Below are 16,670 nucleotides of genomic sequence, written 5' to 3'. Positions count from 1 at the left end.
ACGGGACCGATCCGCCGGGCACCGCCCGCCCACGTCTCATTCGCACGGTGATGATCGGTCCCGGAATCACTCGCATTCGCGAACTTTGCGCGTCCATGCCGATCCAATCCGCAGCCCGGAACAGTTCCGCGCCGACGACAGGGCTGTCCGGTTTGTCCCGCCAATGGAGGTTGCCATGGACAACTCACTGCACCCGCTGGATCACCACTTCAATCTGCCCCATATGCGCCAGGTCGAGGCCTCGCGCCCGATGCGCTGGCTCAGCCTGGGCTGGAACGACATGCGCGAGAATTTGGGGGCCAGCCTCCCCTACGGCGTGTTCTGCGCGCTCGCCGGATACCTGATCCTCGCCTTCGCGGCAGACAGACCCTACCTGTTCATTGCAGCGATCTCGGGTTTCTTCCTGGTCGGACCGCTTGCGGCGGCAGGACTTTACGAGATCTCGCGGCGCCACGAAAGCGGGCAATCCGCGTCGCTCGCCGACTCGTTCCAGGGCTTGCGCAGGCACGGCGACGGACTGATGTATTTCGGACTGTTCATGGCCGTCACGCTGATCGGCTGGGAGCGCATCTCCGCCATCATGTTCGCGCTGTTCTACCCGGGCAATGTGCCGGAACTGTCGAACTTCTTCAGCCAGATCGTCCTGTCCGGTGAATACACCCACTTCGTCGTCGCCTATCTGGTGGTCGGCGGCGTGCTTGCAGCAGTGGTGTTCTCGCTTGCCGCCGTATCCATTCCGATGTTGATGGACCGCGACACCGACATCATCACGGCGGCGATGACCAGCATGCGCGCAGTCGGCGCCAACCTTGGCGCGATGGCCGTATGGGCCGCACTCATTGTGGTGCTGATCGGCATCGGCTTCGCGACGATGATGATCGGCATGGTCGTCCTGCTGCCCCTGCTCGGTCATGCCACATGGCATGCCTACCGGGACCTGGTCGAGCACTGACGCGCCATCAGTCCCACCGTGGGCGCCGATAGCGGCGCCCTTCCGTTTATTTGCGGCACAATAGGGCCCACTCGCCGTCAACCGATCCGGACATCATGCACGACACCATCACCCCGAACGCTGCCAACCCGCTGCTCGATTTCTCGGGCCTGCCCCGGTTCACCGACATCCGCCCGGAGCATGTCACCCCGGCCATGCGACAACTGCTGGACGAGTACCGGACCCTGGTCGAAGACCTCACCGCCGCGCCGGCACTGCCCACCTGGGACAGCTTCGTGGTGCCGATGACCGAATGCGGCGAGCGGGTCGGACGTGCATGGGGCGTGGTCGGCCACCTGCACAGCGTGATGGACGTGCCCGAATGGCGCGAAGCCTATAACGCGATGCTGCCCGAGGTATCGCGCTTCTATGCCGAGCTCGGCCAGAATCTTGCCCTGTTCCAGAAGTACAAGGCGCTGCACGACAGCGCGGAATACCACAGTCTGTCGCCCACCCGGCAGCGCATCCTCGACCACGAAGTACGGGACTTCCGCCTCTCGGGCGCCGAGTTGCCGGATGAGCTCAAGCCGCGCTTCCAGGCCATTCAGGAGGAGCTCTCGCAACTCGGCGCGAAATTCTCCGAGAACATCCTCGACGCCACCAACGCGCATGCCGAATGGATCGACGCCGAAGCCGACCTTGCGGGCATTCCGGAAGATGCCCGCGCCGCCGCCCGTGCGGCCGCGGAAAAGGACGGCAAGCCGGGGTGGAAATTCACCCTGCAGATGCCGGCCTACCTGCCGGTGATGCAGTACGCCGACAACCGTGCCCTGCGCGAACGCATGTACCGCGCCTACGCCACCCGCGCCTCCGAGCAGGGCAAGCCCGAGTGGGACAACGGCCCGCTCATCGGCCGCATCCTTGCGCTGCGTGATGAAGAGTCGAAGCTGCTCGGCTACCACAGTTTTGCCGAGGTTTCGCTGGTCCCCAAGATGGCCGACACGCCGGCGCAAGTGCTCGATTTCCTGCGCGAACTGGCCGCCAAGGCCAAGCCGTTTGCCGAACGCGATCTCGACGAACTGCGTGCCTTTGCCGGCAGCGAGCTCGACCTTGCCGACCTGCAACCGTGGGATGTCTCGTATGCAGCGGAAAAACTGCGCGAAGCCCGTTACGCCTATTCCGACCAGGAAGTGAAGCAGTACTTCCCCGAACCCAAGGTGCTCGACGGCCTGTTCGGCGTGATTCGTTCCCTGTACGGCGTGGACATCCTGCCCGACGAAGCCCCGCGCTGGGATCCGGACACGCGATTCTTCCGTATCGAGAAGGCCGGCGAACTCGTCGGCCACTTCTACCTCGATCTGCACGCGCGCGAAACCAAGCGCGGCGGCGCGTGGATGGATTCAGCCCGCAGTCGCTATCGGGGCACCGAGGGCAGCACCACGCCGGTTGCCTATCTGGTCTGCAACTTCCCGGGTCCGGTCGGCGAGGGTGCGCAGATGCGACCAGCCACCTTCACCCACGACGACGTGCTCACCCTGTTCCACGAAGCCGGTCACGGCCTGCACCACCTGCTGACCCGGGTGGACGAACTGGCCGTGTCCGGCATTCATGGCGTCGAATGGGATGCGGTCGAGCTGCCGAGCCAGTTCATGGAAAACTTCTGCTGGGAATGGGACGTGCTGTGCGGCATGACCGCCCATGTGGATACCGGTGCGCCCCTGCCGCGCGCGCTCTACGACAAGATGATCGCCGCCAAGAACTTCCAGAGCGGCATGCAGACGGTGCGTCAGCTCGAGTTCTCGATGTTCGACCTGCGCCTGCATGGCGAAATCGAACCCGAGGGAAACGGCGATGCACGCGTGCCGATCGAGCGCGTCATGGCGCTGCTCGCCGAGGTGCGCGCGGAAGTCGCGGTGCTGATCCCGCCGGCCTGGCACCGCTTCCCGCACAGCTTTTCGCACATTTTTGCGGGTGGTTATGCCGCCGGGTACTACAGTTACAAGTGGGCCGAGGTGCTGTCGGCCGATGCCTTCGAGGCCTTCGAGGAAGCCGGCGCGGGCAAGGGCAGCCTGCTCGACGCCGAGACCGGCGCCCGCTTCTGGCGTGAGATACTCGCCGTTGGCGGCAGTCGCCCGGCGCTGGAGTCGTTCAAGGCGTTTCGAGGGCGTGAGCCGCGAGTGGACGCCCTGTTGCGGCATAACGGAATGGTGACTGCATGATCAGACCTGCCCTGCTCGTCCCGCTGCTCGTGTTCGGCCCGGCGGCCGGCGTACTGGCACAAACCACCACCTATCGGTGGGTGGACGAGCGCGGCCAGGTCAACTTCTCCGACCAGCCTCCCCCGCCGTCGGTCAGGATCCTGGAAATCAAGCGCGTTGCCACCGCCGGCCAGAACCCGGACCGCCCCCTGTCTTACGCCTTGGGCAAACTCGCCACCGACTTCCCGGTCGTGCTCTACACTTCGGACAATTGCGGCGAGCCCTGCGACGCTGCGCGTGCCCTGCTGAGCACGCGGGGCATCCCGTTCACCGAATCGAAGATCGCCACCGAGGAAGGCCTGGCCGATTATCGCCAGCGCTTTGGCGCCCCCGAAACAGTGCCCACCGTAAGTGTCGGCACCACCCCGTACAAGGGCTTCGAGCGCGGCGAGTGGAGCCGCATGCTGGACAACGTCGGTTATCCGAAGGCACCCTCCGCGGCCGGGCGCTGACGACCGGTCGAGGTCCCGAAAGGCGCGACTGCCAAGCCGGTCAGGCGTCAACCCGAGGCCCGGCCCGGGTTCCGCATGGCAGGGTCAGAACGGCAGGCCCAGCGCGCCGAGTTCACCAGGCTGCAGTGGGCGACCGTTAACCTCGAACGCACCCGCCTTGTAGACCAGCGCGGTCGTCAGCAAGCCGTCCTTCTCCTGCATCAAGCCGCCGCCGGTCATGCCCGCCAGCCGCTCTGTCACCGCTGCACGCACCGCATCCTCGACTTCCTGTTCTTCGGCATCGATCTCCATCTCGTCAAGGTAATCGCGGATGGTCTGGCGCTCGTTCAATTCCACCAGCCTTGCCAGCAGCCCCCTGGGCAGGCTCAGGCGCAGGTTGCCGGCCAGATCGCTGACCGGATCGAAAGCACCCGCCTCCCCCTTCCCGGTGTAGGCAATACGGGCGCCGAACTCGGCCGGCCCCTCGGCAAGCCGGGCGCCCATCCTCTTCACCTCGATCGCCGGCGCGCGGGTCAACAGCACCGGCAACTGCTCGAGCAAGCCGGTCATCAGCCGTGCCTGCTGCGCCTCGATACCGCCCGGCTCCTTACCGGCGAGCTCGGCGATGCGGGCAATGGCGTCGAGCGCCCCGGCGTCGATCCGCTCGAGCGCGAGCGAGACGCTCAGTTCCTCGACCGCCTCGCCGCCACCGGCAGCCTTCGCGACCCCGAAGTCGACGCTCATGTTCACCACATCGCCGTCCAGCGCCGCCTGCGATCCGATCTGCAGCGTATCCAGTTCGAACAGGGCCTGCCCGCCGGCCCTGAACGACGCCCGCGCGACGCTCATCGATGAAGGCCCGATCCAGAAACGATAGGGCTGCGGGCGAACCGAATCCACGGTGAGCGCGACGCGTTCGATCACCAGCGCGCTGCCGTCCTGATCGCGGACATCCAGCCCCGGCGCCTCGATACTGCCGCTGGCGTGGGACCCGTCGGCACTCACCGTGAATTCGCCGCTGATGCCACCCCAGACCAGATCGAGATCGTCGCCGACCTTGCCCTTGTAGTCCGGCGACGAGATCCGATGTTGCAGTTCGCCCCTCCATCCCGCCAGGGTCAGCACCCCGAGCGGAGCGCGTCCCTGGAGAGCGCTCCCGAACGTATCGGCAAGCGCCTCGGGGACGACCAGCTCGGAGCGGATCTGTGCCGCCTTGCCGGCAGGCAGCGGACCATGGTCGATGCGGTGAGTCACGCTGAAATCGAGCGGCTCATCGCCGTCATTGAGCGTCCACATCGTCCGCGCTTCGGCGCCGAACAGGCCGCGGCGATAGTCGATGATCCGCACTTGCAGGCCGCCACTGTTCATTGCCGCCACGTTGTCCTTGAAGCCGGACTCGATGTGCCCACCGATCACATAGCTGCCGCCCACGAGGGCAAGCGCTGCCACTCCGATCACCCCCGCAACCACTGCTGCCTTGCCCATATGCATCCTCGTCGAGATCGGGTTCGCACGCGCCCCACGGCGCAAGGGCGGCATTATGACTGCTGTCGGGAGAAAACGGCACGCCATGTCCTGTACTCCGCCCGGCCGCCTGCGTTCAGCGCGGCATCATCCGTACCCGCCCCATTTCGACCAGCGGTCGCGGCATGCCCAGGTGGTAGCCCTGGGCATAGTCCACCCCGAGTTCGCGCAGCACTTCGAGGATGGCCTCATCCTCGACGAACTCCGCGATCGTGACCAGACCCATGGTGTGCCCGATGGTATTGATCGCCTGCACCATTGCCCGGTCGGTCGGGTCGATCGCGACATCGCGCACGAAGGAACCATCGATCTTGAGGTAATCCACGGGCAGATTCTTGAGGTAGGCGAACGACGACAGCCCGCTGCCGAAGTCGTCGAGGGCAAAGGCGCAGCCGAGTCTCTTCACTTCGCCGATGAAGCTCACCACCCGTGACAGATTGGCCACCGCCGAGCTCTCGGTGATCTCGATGCACAAGGCCCCGGGCGGCAGCGCGGCGCGCACCAGTCCGGCGCAGATGTCGGCCAGCAGGCGTTCATCGCTGAGCGAGTTGCCCGACAGATTGATGCACCAGGTGCCCTCGATCCTACCTTCCTTGCGGTAGGTGTCGCCCACCCAGGCCAGCACATTGCGAAACACCCACTCGTCGATGCGCGGCATCAGGTTGTAGCGTTCGGCGGCCGGGATGAAGCTGCCGGGATTGATCAGGCGCCCGTTCTCCTCGAGCCTCACCAGCACTTCGTAGTGAATCGCCCCGCCGTGGACGAGGGGCACGATCGGCTGGACGTAGAGGCGCAGACGGTCCTCGTCGAGCGCGCCATGAAGCCGGGCCACCCATTGCATCTGGCCGTGGCGTTCCATGAGCTGGTCGTCATCGGGGCGATAGAGATGCACCCGGTTGCGCCCGCCCTCCTTGGCCGCGTAGCAGGCGGTATCGGCCGCCGACAGCACCCGTCCCATGTCGCGATCGGCCGCACTCACCGGTACGAGTCCGATGCTGACCCCGATCGAAAACGACTTTCCCTCCCAGCCGAAGCGATAGTCGCGGATCGCCCCGCGGAAGCCCTCCGCCATCGCCAGCGCCCGATCCGCCGGACAATTGAAGAAGATCACGCCGAACTCGTCACCCCCGAGACGGGCGAGCAGGTCGGCCGCCCGCATGCGCGCCCTCATCAGGGCGCTGACCTGCCGCAGCAGTTCGTCACCCGCCACATGACCGCAGGTGTCGTTGACCACCTTGAACTGATCGAGATCGAGATAGCACACGATGTGGGTCGTGGCCGGTTCCACGCCACGCGTGAGGAGGTCGGCGAGGCGGCGTTCGAACTCGCGCCGGTTGGGGATGCCGGTCAGAGCATCGTGGCTGGCCTGGCGGGTGAGCTCGCGGGTCAGATTGAGGGTCACGGTCACGTCGTGGCACACCAGCACCACACCGATCAGATAGCCGAGGCGGCTGCGGATGGGCGCCGCCGTATCCTGAACCGGGATCCGCTCGCCATCGCGGCGCAGCAGCAGGCCATGGTCCTGGGCCCGGGTCTCGCGGCCGTTGGCGAGCACCGCTCGTACCGGGTTGTCGAGCACGCGTCCGCTCGCTTCGTCCTCGACCCGGTAGATGGCGGCAATGTTGCGTCCCTTCGCCTCCTCCAGCACCCATCCGGTCAGCCGTTCCGCGGTCGGATTCAGGTACTGCACGATGCCGGCCTCGTCGGTGGTGATCACACCATCGCCGATCGACGCAAGCGTGACCTGGGCCAGATCGCGCTCGCGCTGCAGCTGGTCGGCCATCTGCCGGCGCTCGGTGACGTCGCGCACCAGGCCGGTAAACACCGGTTCGCCATCGACCAGCCCCTCGCTCACCGAGATCTCGAGCACCTTCGGTTCCATGCCGCGACGGTGCATCCGCACCTCGGTCTTGTCACTGCGCCCCATCAGGCGCTCGACCTGACGTTCCGGGAGCAGCGGTGGATCGCCGAGCAGGCGGGCGAGCGGCATCCCCACCGCGGACGCGGCCTGTACCCCGAGCAACTGCTCGGCCCCCGGATTGAGGCTGCGCAGCACCCCGTCGCGGCCGAAGGTGACAATGCCGTCGCGTACGTCGCGGATGATGGCGCGGGTCTGTCCGACCGCACGTTCGAGCGTGTCCATCATCCGGTTGTACGCGCTGGCGATCTGGCCGACTTCGGTAAACGGCTCGACCGGCACCCGCACCGAGAGCTGGCCGGTCTTTTCGTGCACTTCCATCGCCTGCAGCAATTCGAGCAACTCGGTGCGGGCACCATGTTCGGACACGTTGAGCCCGAGCTGCTCCTCTGTCGCCGACACCCGCAACGGAAGAAAGCGATCCAGTCCGCGCAGCAACACCCAGGCCACGCCGAACGACCACAGGCCGCAGCACACCACGCCGAGCAACTGCACCAGCGCCTGCTCGCCGCGCCCCAGTCCGGTGCCGAGCGCCACCGGGTCACCGAATACGGCCAGCGCCAGCGTGCCCCAGGCACCGGCCGCGAGATGCGCCGGAATCGCCCCGACCGCATCGTCGATGCGAAGTTTCAGCAGCCACTCGTGGCACAACACCATCACCAACGCACCGACACCGCCGACCACGACGGCACCACCTGCGCCCAGCGCATGTGCGCCCGCCGTTACCGCCACCAGCCCCGCAATCGCGCCGTTCAAGGTCTGAATCACATCGGCGTAGCCGCGCACGCGCCATCCCAGCGCCAGTCCGACCAGGATCCCGGCCACCGCCGCAAGCACGGTATTGACGAGGATGCCCGGCACCCGTTGGTCCAATGCCAGCGTACTCCCGCCATTGAAGCCCAGCCAGCCGAACAGCAGCAGCATGACGCCGAGCATGGCCAGCGGCAGATTGCCGCCGGCGATCGGCTGCACCCGGTCGGCGGCATCGAACCGTCCGCTGCGCGGACCGATGATCAGTACGCCAGCAAGCGCAACCCAGCCTCCCACGCTGTGGACTACCGTAGACCCGGCGAAATCGACGAAACCGAGCTCGGCAAGCCAGCCCCGCTCGCCACCGAGCGTGCCACCCCAGGCCCAGTGTCCGAACACCGGATAGACCAGTCCGCCCACGATCGCAGCCACGACGAGGTAGGCCGAGAAATGCATCCGCTCGGCCACCGCGCCGGAAACGATGGTGGCTGCAGTCGAACAGAACATCGCCTGAAAAAGGAAGAACGCTGCCAGCGAATTCACGCTGCCATGGCCGACCTGCACCATGAACCGGTCTGCACCGATCAGCCCGGCGGCAGAGGTGCCGAACATAAGGGCAAAGCCCAGCCCCCAGTACAGCGCGACCGCGATCGCGAAATCGACCACGTTCTTGATCGCGACATTGATGGCGTTCCGGCTCCGCGTCAGCCCGGACTCGAGACAGAGAAAGCCCGCCTGCATGACGAATACCAGCCCGGCACAGACCACCACCCACATCACATCGATGTCGACCGCACTCATCTGCTCACCCCGTTGCCGGCCCTGCGGCCCGGGACGGGGCACAGCAGCTCACGTACACGCACCAGTCCGGTGCGGCAAATTTGATTCAGGTGCCCGCTTCCAACCTCTTCCGAAGCGTTAGCAAGAAGGGTGCCGTTTGCAGGACGCACGCCCGCCATTTTTCGCCGCACGACGCCCGCATCCCGTTGCCCCCATTACACGACGTCGTTGCAGTGCAATCCGCCGTCGATCCGGGCCGACGTGACACCGAACGGTTCCATACCGCGGCCGGACCTTCCACCTCCTTGCCGCGCTGAGGAAGTCACCCCTTCAGAGGCGCTTTGCGCACGGCTTGCAGTCGAGTTGACTCGCAACTGGCGAGCCATCGGCGCCGATGCGAGAATATCGCTACACGATTGCCATCACCGACGGATCGCGGTGCCCTGTCATCCTCGACATGAAGGTCCACATGGATGGCCAAACCGGCGAATGGGTCGGAAAACCGCGATAATCACCTACCGATCACTTGCTCATGACTTTGATGAAAATCGCCACCTGGAACGTGAATTCGCTGAAAGTCCGCCTGCCTCACGTCCTCGACTGGATGGTGGCGAACGGCCCGGACGTTCTGTGCCTGCAGGAACTCAAGCTGGAAGACAAGCTGTTTCCGCTCGCCGAGCTCGAGGCTGCCGGCTATCACACCGTCTTCAACGGCCAGAAAACCTACAATGGCGTGGCCATCCTGAGCCCGCACGCGATCACCGACGTCGTGCGCGACATTCCCGGCTTCGAGGATGCGCAAAAGCGCATCATCGCCGCCACGGTCGGGGACGTGCGGGTGATCTGCGGCTACTTTCCCAATGGCCAGGCGGTCGGCTCCGACAAGTACGCGTACAAGCTGCGCTGGCTCGCGGCGCTCACCGAATGGGTCCGCGACGAGTTGCGCCAGCACCCGAAACTGGTGCTGACCGGCGACTTCAACATTGCCCCGGAGGATCGCGACGCGCATCCCGACTGGAAGGACGAGATCCATGTTTCCGAACCCGAACGGGCCGCATTCCGCGCACTGACCGGTCTCGGCCTGGTCGATGCCTTCCGGCTGTTCGAACAGCCGGAGCGCAGCTTCTCCTGGTGGGACTACCGGATGATGGCGTTCCGGCGCAATTTCGGCCTCCGCATCGATCACGTACTGGTCTCGCCGGCACTGCTGCCCGACTGCCGCACCTGCACCATCGACAAGACCCCGCGCAGGCTCGAACGGCCCTCCGACCATGCGCCGGTGGTCCTCGAACTCGGCAACTGAACCGTGATCGACGCCGATCGTCTGCGCGCGTGCTATCCGGTCATCGGCGAGCTGTCGTCGACTGCCCGCACCCGGTTGCTCGGCGCCGCGCGCTGCCTCACGGTACCGGCTGGTACCGTGCTGTTCGACGAACGCCAGACCTGCGAGGGCTTCCCGTTCGTCATCGAAGGCTCGGTGCGGGTCGCCAAGTGCGCGCCGAACGGGCGGGAACTGCCGCTATACCGGGTGACCCCGGGCGAGACCTGCATCATTTCCTCGTCCTGCCTGCTCGGCAACGAGGACTACAATGCGCGCGGCATCGCCGAGTCCGACACCTTGCTGATGTTGCTGCCGAAGGCCGTTTTCGATGTATTGCTGGGCGAGCCGGCGTTCCGCGGCTTCGTGTTCAACCTGTTCGCGGAGCGCATCGCCGACCTGATGCAGCTGATCGAAGAGGTTGCCTTCCAGCGCCTCGATCAGCGTCTTGCCGCCCTGCTGCTCGGCAAAGGACGGCTGGTGCATACCACCCATCAGCAGCTCGCCGACGAACTGGGCAGCGTACGGGAGTTCGTCAGCCGGCTGCTCAAGGGATTCGCTGCGCAGGACCTGGTCAGGCTGTCGCGCGAGCAGATCGAAATCCTCGATCCTGGCGGCCTGCGCCGTATTGCCAGCGGCACCGACGCGCACCCGAACTGAAACCCCGTCCACCGCGTGCGCCTGTGTAACCCGGGTTACAGACCGGCGATCGATGGTCGTGCTCCAATGGCCTCACTTTCTCCGAGGAGCATGAAAATGAAATCGAATGTTGGCGGTATCGACAAAATCCTGCGCATCGTTGCCGGCGTGGTGCTGCTGGCGCTGGCCATCATGGGCATCGGCGCACCATGGACCTTCATCGGCATCGTGCCGCTGGCCACCGGCCTGATGGGCTGGTGCCCGGCCTACAGCCTGCTCGGCATGAACACCTGCCCGCTCAGGAAACAATGAGCCCTGCCATCGGGAGCACGACCAAGCCGGGCAAGCCCGGCTTTTTTACGTCCGTCGCCCGTGCGCCGCACAATAATTGGCGATCGCAACGAACTCCGGCATCGACAGTCGCTCGCCACGCAAACCGGGGTCGAGCCCGAGCGCGGCAAATCCAGGCTGATCGAGGAACTCCTTCAGCGTATTGCGCAAGGTCTTGCGCCGCTGACCGAATGCCGCGGTCACGATGCGAGCGAACAGGCCCTCGTCCCGCGCGCCAAGCTCGTCCGCCGGCAGCGGCACCAGGCGCACGATGCTCGACATGACCTTCGGCGCCGGGCGGAACGCTCCGGGCGGCACATCGAACATGCGCCCCATGCGGAAGCGGTACTGCAGCATCACCGACAGTCGGCCGTAGTCCTCGGTGCCGGGTTCGGCCACCATGCGCATCACCACCTCCTTCTGCAGCATGAAGGTCATGTCCTTCACCTGCCCGGCAAATTCGGCGAGGTGAAACAGGATGGGCGTGGAAATGTTGTACGGCAGGTTGCCGACGATGCGCAGCGGCCGCGCCGGGTCGGCGCACAGGCTCCCGAAATCGAACTTCAGCGCGTCGCCCTCGTGGATGCTCAGGCGCTCGGCGGGATAACGCTCGCGCAGACGTGCGATCAGATCACGATCGATCTCGACGACATGCAGATGGTCGAGGCGCTCGAGCAGAGGGTCCGTCATCGCCCCCAGTCCGGGCCCGATCTCGACCATGGTCTCGCCCGCCTGCGGCCGGATCGCGTCGACGATGCGGCGGATGATGTTCGGGTCGGACAGGAAGTTCTGCCCGAAGCGCTTGCGCGCACGATGGCCGTCGGTTTCACGATCCTGCATCAGACCGCCTCCCGCCTTGTGGCCGCCATCGCGATCGCCAGCTCCACGGCCGCGAACAGGCTGCCGGGGTCGGCGCGGCCGCTACCGGCCAGATCGAGCGCAGTGCCGTGGTCGACCGAGGTCCGGATCACCGGCAGTCCCAGGGTGACATTCACCCCGCCGCCAAAGCTCGCGTGCTTGAGCACCGGCAACCCCTGGTCGTGGTACATCGCCAGCACCGCATCGCCTTGCTCCAGCGTATGCGGCACGAACAGGGTATCGGCAGGCAGGGGGCCGAGCAGACTCATGCCTTCACCACGCAGCTTGTCCAGCACCGGGGTGATCACCTCGATCTCTTCGCGCCCCATGTGGCCGCCTTCGCCGGCATGCGGATTGAGTCCCGCCACAAGGATGCGCGGCGCGGCCACCCCGAAGCGGGTCATCAGGTCGCGGTGCAGGATGCGCAGCGTCTGCTCGAGCACTGCCGGCGTGATCGCGGCCGGCACCGCCGCCAGCGGCAGGTGGGTCGTGGTCAGCGCCACCCGCATGCCGCCGCCGACCAGCATCATCACCACCAGCGGGGTGTCGGTCTTGTCGGCGAGGTATTCGGTATGCCCGGAAAAGGGCACGCCGGCGTCACAGATGACGCCCTTGTGCACCGGCGCCGTCACCATGCCGGCGAACTCGCCGGATACGCAGCCGCGCAGCGCACGGTCGAGCAGCGCAAGCACATAGGGCGCATTGGCCGGGTCGAGTTCGCCGGCACGTGCGGGGCGGGCGAGCGGCAGATGCAAAACGTCGAGCATGCCGGGCTGGCACGCAAGATCCGGCGCCCACGGCCGCACCCGCACCGTACTGCCCAGGCGCGCCAGGCGCTCCTCGATCAGTCCGGCATCGCCCAATACCACAAGGCGTGCAGGCCATTCGCGGCCGGCGAGCGCGGCGCACAATTCGGGGCCGACCCCGGCCGGCTCGCCGCTGGTGACCGCAAGGACCGGCCGCTCACCGGGCAAGGCGCTCACTCGCGCTCCAGACGGTATTCGACATAGGTACTGTCGCGCAGTTGGCGCAGCCAGTCCTCGTGGGCCTCCTCGGCCTTGCGCTCGCGCAGGATGGCGCGCGCGGCGTTGCGCTTGCGTTCGTCGGTCACATCCTGCAGGCGGCGCTCGATGACCTGGATCAGGTGCCAGCCGAAGGGCGAACGTACCGGCGGACTGACCTCGCCCGGCTGGAGCGCATTCATCGCCCGCTCGAACTCGGGCACGGTATCGCCCGGGTTCACCCAGCCCAGATCGCCGCCCTTGGCCGCCGACAGATCCGCAGAGTTGGCCTTCGCCAGCTCGGCGAAATCGGTGCCATTGACCACCCGCTCGCGCAAGCCCAGCAGGCGGGACTCGGCGTCGGCATCCGACAGCACTTCGGAGGTCTTGATCAGGATGTGGCGGGCGCGGGTCTGTTCGAGTTGTTGCGGGCCGGCGGCGGCGCCGCCACGCTTGTCGACCAGCCTCACGATGTGCAGACCGGAGGCGCTGCGCAGCACCGGCGACAGCTGACCGGGCTCGAGCTCACGGGCCGCATCGGCATACAGTGCCGGCAGCCGGTCGCGCTCACGCCAGCCGAGATTGCCGCCGCTGATGCCGTCCGGCGCGTCGGACATCTCCGCCGCCACGCGGGCAAAATCCTCGCCCGAACGCAAGCGCCTCATCGCCTGCTCGGCGCGCTCACGCAGCTGAGCGATCTGGTCCGGAGTCGCGCCCTCGGGGGCACGCAGCAAGATGTGCGCAAGCTGGAATTCAGCCCCGGAAAAGGCATCGGGATTGGTGGCGAGGAAGTTCTCGACCTCGGAGTCGGTCACCACGATCTTGTTGTCGACTTCGCGCTCGCGCAGCCGGGTGAGCAGGATCTCGGTGCGAATCTCGTTGCGGAACCGGCTCCACGACACCCCGTCGCGCTCGAGCGCGGCACGCAGTTCGGTGGCCGACAGACGATTGTTCTCGGCGATCCGGGCGATCGCGCGTTCGAGCATGGTGTCGTCCACCCGCAACGAGGTTTCGCGCGCCAGCTGAAGCTGCGCGCGCTCGATGATCAGGCGCTCGAGCAGCTGGCGTTCGAGCACATCGGCCGGCGGCAACTGGGTGCCCTGACGCTGGAGCTGGCGGGTGGCCTGGGCAACCCGCTCGCGCAGTTGCAATGCAGTGATCACTTCGCTGTTGACCACGGCGATGATGCGGTCGACCTCGACCGAAGTCGGTGCGGCGTGGGCGGGCGCCGCCAGCACGGCGCAGGACAGGCCGATGGCGGCAAGGACACGGGTACGGGACAGAAATCGTTTCATGGCTTCTCTATGAATGTGGACCGCTGGCGGTCATTCGATGCCGAACACGCGGTCGGCGCCGGGCTCGTTGATCTTGCCATAGCCTGGCACGCTGCGTTTGATCAGGCTGACCGGGCTCGAGCCGATGCTCGCCAGATCGTTGAGTTCGAGCTGGACGAAGAAGGCCTTGGTGACCTCGTCATCGCGGGTGGCGAAACGGTGCATGGCAACGCGGACAACCCAGCACCCACCGTCATACTCGACGCCGCCGATGGCCTCGGTCAGGCGACGATCCTTGAGCGAATGGGTAAGCCGGGTCACCCCGTACCAGCCCCCGCCGAGCGGCCACTGGCCGGACACGTCGACATCGCGCAGGATGTCGCGCGCGTAGCGGTAGCTCAGGTTCAGCGCCTTGGCAAATGCCGGCTGATAGCGGAAATTTGCGTTGAAACGCTCGGTCCAGCTGTCACGCGGGTTGTACTGCCACAACGACTCGAACGAGGTATCGCTGGTGAAACGCCCGCCGATGCCGGCGAGCACGTCGGCGCGACGGCTAGTGCGGGGCGTCTCGCGATTCACCAGGTTGCCGTTCGAATCGTAGTAGTTGAGGGTAACGTGCTGGTCCTCGAAATAGTACCGCTGCCCCAGCAATACGCGCATGCGCTCGGCCCCGGTCTCGGGATCGATCAGGCGCGACGTGACCGCCGCGGTCAGCTGATTGGCGTCGGCAATGCGGTCGCCTCCGGTGTATAGATTCTCGGAGAAGATCTGTGCAAACCCGAAGTCGTAGCGACTGGTATCGAACAGCGGGATATCGTCCTGGCGGCGGTCGGCGACGTTCAGGTAGTACAGCCGCGGCTCCAGGGTCTGGATGAAATCCTGCCCGAAAAAATTCGTCTCGCGATCGAAGACCATTCCGGAATCGATCGAGAAGATCGGCACCGTGCGATTGATCGAATCACGCAAGGTCGGCAGCGACTGCGCACGATCGATGTCGTAACGCGTGTAATGCACGCCGACTTTGGGGGTGATGTAGTAGCCGGCACGCTGGATCGGCAGCGAGAGCTGCGGATACGCGGTCAGACGGGTCGCGTCCGGCCTGGCCTCGTCCGGGTGGGCGAAGCGGACGTACTCGCTCTGCCAGGCAAACGCCGCGCCGCCGGCAAGATCCGGTCGCGACGCTCTGAGCAGGAGCTGCGGAAGCCGGCGATAGGGCGTGGTGACGGGATTTTCGGGGTCCGGACTCAGGGTCTGGTAACTCTGGACCAGTGCGGAGGCGCTCCACCACGGACTGCCGGCATAGACGAGTCGCCCCTGACGCAACAGATTGACCTTGGAGGCGACCGACACCCGCGAACTGAGGTCCTCGAAATATTCGTCGTCGGAGACGCCATTCAGATCGAGCGAACCGTACAGCGTCCGGGTAATCCAGTGCTGGTGCTGCAGGGAGCCCAGGGTGCGCTGCTCACCGGTAACATTGTCGCGCGGAAGCCACTCGACCCGGCCCTCACCACGATAGTTCGTGCCCAGGTAGCGAACCTCGCCGCCGACCTGCATGCCGCGACGACTCATCCAGCGCGGGGCAATGGTGGCATCGTAGTTGGGCGCAATGTTCCAGTAGTAGGGAACGGTGAGGTCGAAACCGGTCTTGTTCGACGACCCGAAGGTGGGCGGCAGCAACCCGGACTGACGCTGGCCGACGAGCGGGAACTCCGCCCACGGCATCCAGAACAGCGGCACATCCATGAACACCACGGTGGAGTTGCGGGCGACGCCGATCTCGCGGTCGTAGTCGAGGGTCAGGTCGCGCGCCTTGATGTACCAGTCGGGATCGTCCACCTGGCAGGTGGACCAGGTCGCATTCTCCGCCCGGTACTGGTTCTCGCCTTCGAAATAGAGCGCATCTGCATGCCCGCCGCCGGTCACCTCCCGCGGCGGATCACCGGGTTCCAGCGGCTCGCGGATGCGGGTAATCGCATAGCGTGGCGACTCGAATACGCCTACCTGGTCGCCGATCACCAGACTCGCAGCCGGGCCGGACATTTCGTCGGTTCCCCGGCGCAGGCGGACGTTGCCTTCGGCAATCGCCTCGTCGGTCGGTTCGCGATAGGTCAGGCGATCCGCCGTCAGCATCATCTCGCCGCGTTGCAACTCGGCATCGCCGTCGGCAACCAGTTCGACCGCACGCGTGCCGCTGATGCGCAGCGCGCTCACTTCGGTCGCACTCGGCGCTGCGGACGGGGGCGACGGTGCACGACCTGCTGCGCCGGCGCCCGCCCCGGGCATCGGCGCCGCCGGCGTCGAGATGGGTGCGGCGGAATCCGGACTCGGTACATCGTCGCCTACCGTGGCGGCCGCCGGCGACGACGGCTCGACCCGGCGCACCGGGCGCGGCGGAACCTCGACCACCTCGGCACCGCCTGCTGTCGACGCCGCGTCCGGCTGTGCTTGCCGGGCTTCAGGCTTTGCCGGACCCGCCTTGCGCGCGGCGGCGGGGCCGCGCACCAGGTCGGGGGACACCACCAGCGCCGGCATGCCGGCCGCCAGCGCGGAGCCGGACATGCAGCACAGCAGCAGCGGAATCAGTCGCATCCGCGTCTTCAAACCCAAGTCTGGCAAAGCGATCCCCGTTGAGCAGAAAGTAAGCGGCCGCCCGCA

General features: G+C 66.2%; 12 protein-coding genes. 6 read left to right on the top strand and 6 right to left on the bottom strand.

Features of this window, described 5'->3' with window-relative positions:
* Window positions 1–175 precede the first annotated feature (175 nt).
* The 3 genes from AC3A35_RS02610 (at window position 176) to AC3A35_RS02600 (ending at window position 3,641) form a co-directional block, all read left to right on the top strand.
* Window positions 176–952 carry a DUF2189 domain-containing protein gene (locus tag AC3A35_RS02610; RefSeq protein ID WP_487434329.1) on the top strand — a complete coding sequence of 259 codons (777 nt, stop codon included), beginning with the start codon at window positions 176–178 and terminating at the stop codon, window positions 950–952.
* Between the two features lie 95 nt (window positions 953–1,047).
* A complete protein-coding gene (locus tag AC3A35_RS02605; RefSeq protein ID WP_487434328.1) occupies window positions 1,048–3,150 on the top strand; it encodes a M3 family metallopeptidase in 2,103 nt (700 codons plus the stop codon).
* Complete coding sequence (locus AC3A35_RS02600) at window positions 3,147–3,641, top strand: DUF4124 domain-containing protein (protein ID WP_487434326.1); 495 nt, start codon at window positions 3,147–3,149, stop codon at window positions 3,639–3,641. The genes AC3A35_RS02605 and AC3A35_RS02600 overlap by 4 nt, the downstream gene beginning before the upstream one ends.
* 84 nt (window positions 3,642–3,725) lie before the next feature.
* Here the strand turns inward: AC3A35_RS02600 and AC3A35_RS02595 are convergent, their stop codons facing one another.
* Together AC3A35_RS02595 and amt are read right to left on the bottom strand one after the other, a co-directional pair.
* Window positions 3,726–5,105, bottom strand: coding sequence for a YdgA family protein (locus AC3A35_RS02595; protein ID WP_487434324.1), 1,380 nt, complete (start codon window positions 5,103–5,105; stop codon window positions 3,726–3,728).
* Between the two features lie 115 nt (window positions 5,106–5,220).
* Window positions 5,221–8,613: an ammonium transporter gene (amt, locus tag AC3A35_RS02590; RefSeq protein WP_487434322.1), complete on the bottom strand. Its 3,393-nt coding sequence runs from the start codon at window positions 8,611–8,613 to the stop codon at window positions 5,221–5,223.
* Between the two features lie 520 nt (window positions 8,614–9,133).
* On the opposite strand from amt, the gene xth reads away from it, so the two are divergent.
* The 3 genes from xth to AC3A35_RS02575 all read left to right on the top strand — a co-directional run bounded on the left by xth (window position 9,134) and on the right by AC3A35_RS02575 (window position 10,861).
* Window positions 9,134–9,895 (top strand): exodeoxyribonuclease III, encoded by a 762-nt coding sequence (gene xth / locus AC3A35_RS02585; protein WP_487434707.1) that lies wholly within the window; start codon window positions 9,134–9,136, stop codon window positions 9,893–9,895.
* Window positions 9,896–9,898: 3 nt separating this feature from the next.
* On the top strand, window positions 9,899–10,570 hold the full coding sequence (locus tag AC3A35_RS02580) for a Crp/Fnr family transcriptional regulator (RefSeq protein WP_487434321.1): 672 nt from the start codon (window positions 9,899–9,901) through the stop codon (window positions 10,568–10,570).
* 96 nt (window positions 10,571–10,666) lie between these two features.
* A complete protein-coding gene (locus AC3A35_RS02575; RefSeq protein ID WP_487434320.1) occupies window positions 10,667–10,861 on the top strand; it encodes a YgaP family membrane protein in 195 nt (64 codons plus the stop codon).
* Between the two features lie 45 nt (window positions 10,862–10,906).
* Here the strand turns inward: AC3A35_RS02575 and rsmA are convergent, their stop codons facing one another.
* From rsmA to AC3A35_RS02555, 4 genes are read right to left on the bottom strand one after another with little or no spacing between them, the layout of a single operon-like run.
* Window positions 10,907–11,719 carry a 16S rRNA (adenine(1518)-N(6)/adenine(1519)-N(6))-dimethyltransferase RsmA gene (gene rsmA, locus AC3A35_RS02570; RefSeq protein WP_487434319.1) on the bottom strand — a complete coding sequence of 271 codons (813 nt, stop codon included), beginning with the start codon at window positions 11,717–11,719 and terminating at the stop codon, window positions 10,907–10,909.
* Window positions 11,719–12,720: a 4-hydroxythreonine-4-phosphate dehydrogenase PdxA gene (pdxA, locus tag AC3A35_RS02565; protein WP_487434317.1), complete on the bottom strand. Its 1,002-nt coding sequence runs from the start codon at window positions 12,718–12,720 to the stop codon at window positions 11,719–11,721. Before pdxA ends, rsmA begins: the two co-directional genes overlap by 1 nt.
* On the bottom strand, window positions 12,717–14,033 hold the full coding sequence (locus AC3A35_RS02560; RefSeq protein ID WP_487434316.1) for a peptidylprolyl isomerase: 1,317 nt from the start codon (window positions 14,031–14,033) through the stop codon (window positions 12,717–12,719). Before AC3A35_RS02560 ends, pdxA begins: the two co-directional genes overlap by 4 nt.
* Before the next feature lie 30 nt (window positions 14,034–14,063).
* Window positions 14,064–16,604, bottom strand: coding sequence for an LPS-assembly protein LptD (locus AC3A35_RS02555; protein WP_487434314.1), 2,541 nt, complete (start codon window positions 16,602–16,604; stop codon window positions 14,064–14,066).
* Between the last annotated feature and the right edge of the window lie 66 nt (window positions 16,605–16,670).

This window comes from Azoarcus sp. Soil_N_20 (assembly GCF_057656155.1).
This window is presented reverse-complemented; position numbering and strand designations above follow the sequence as displayed.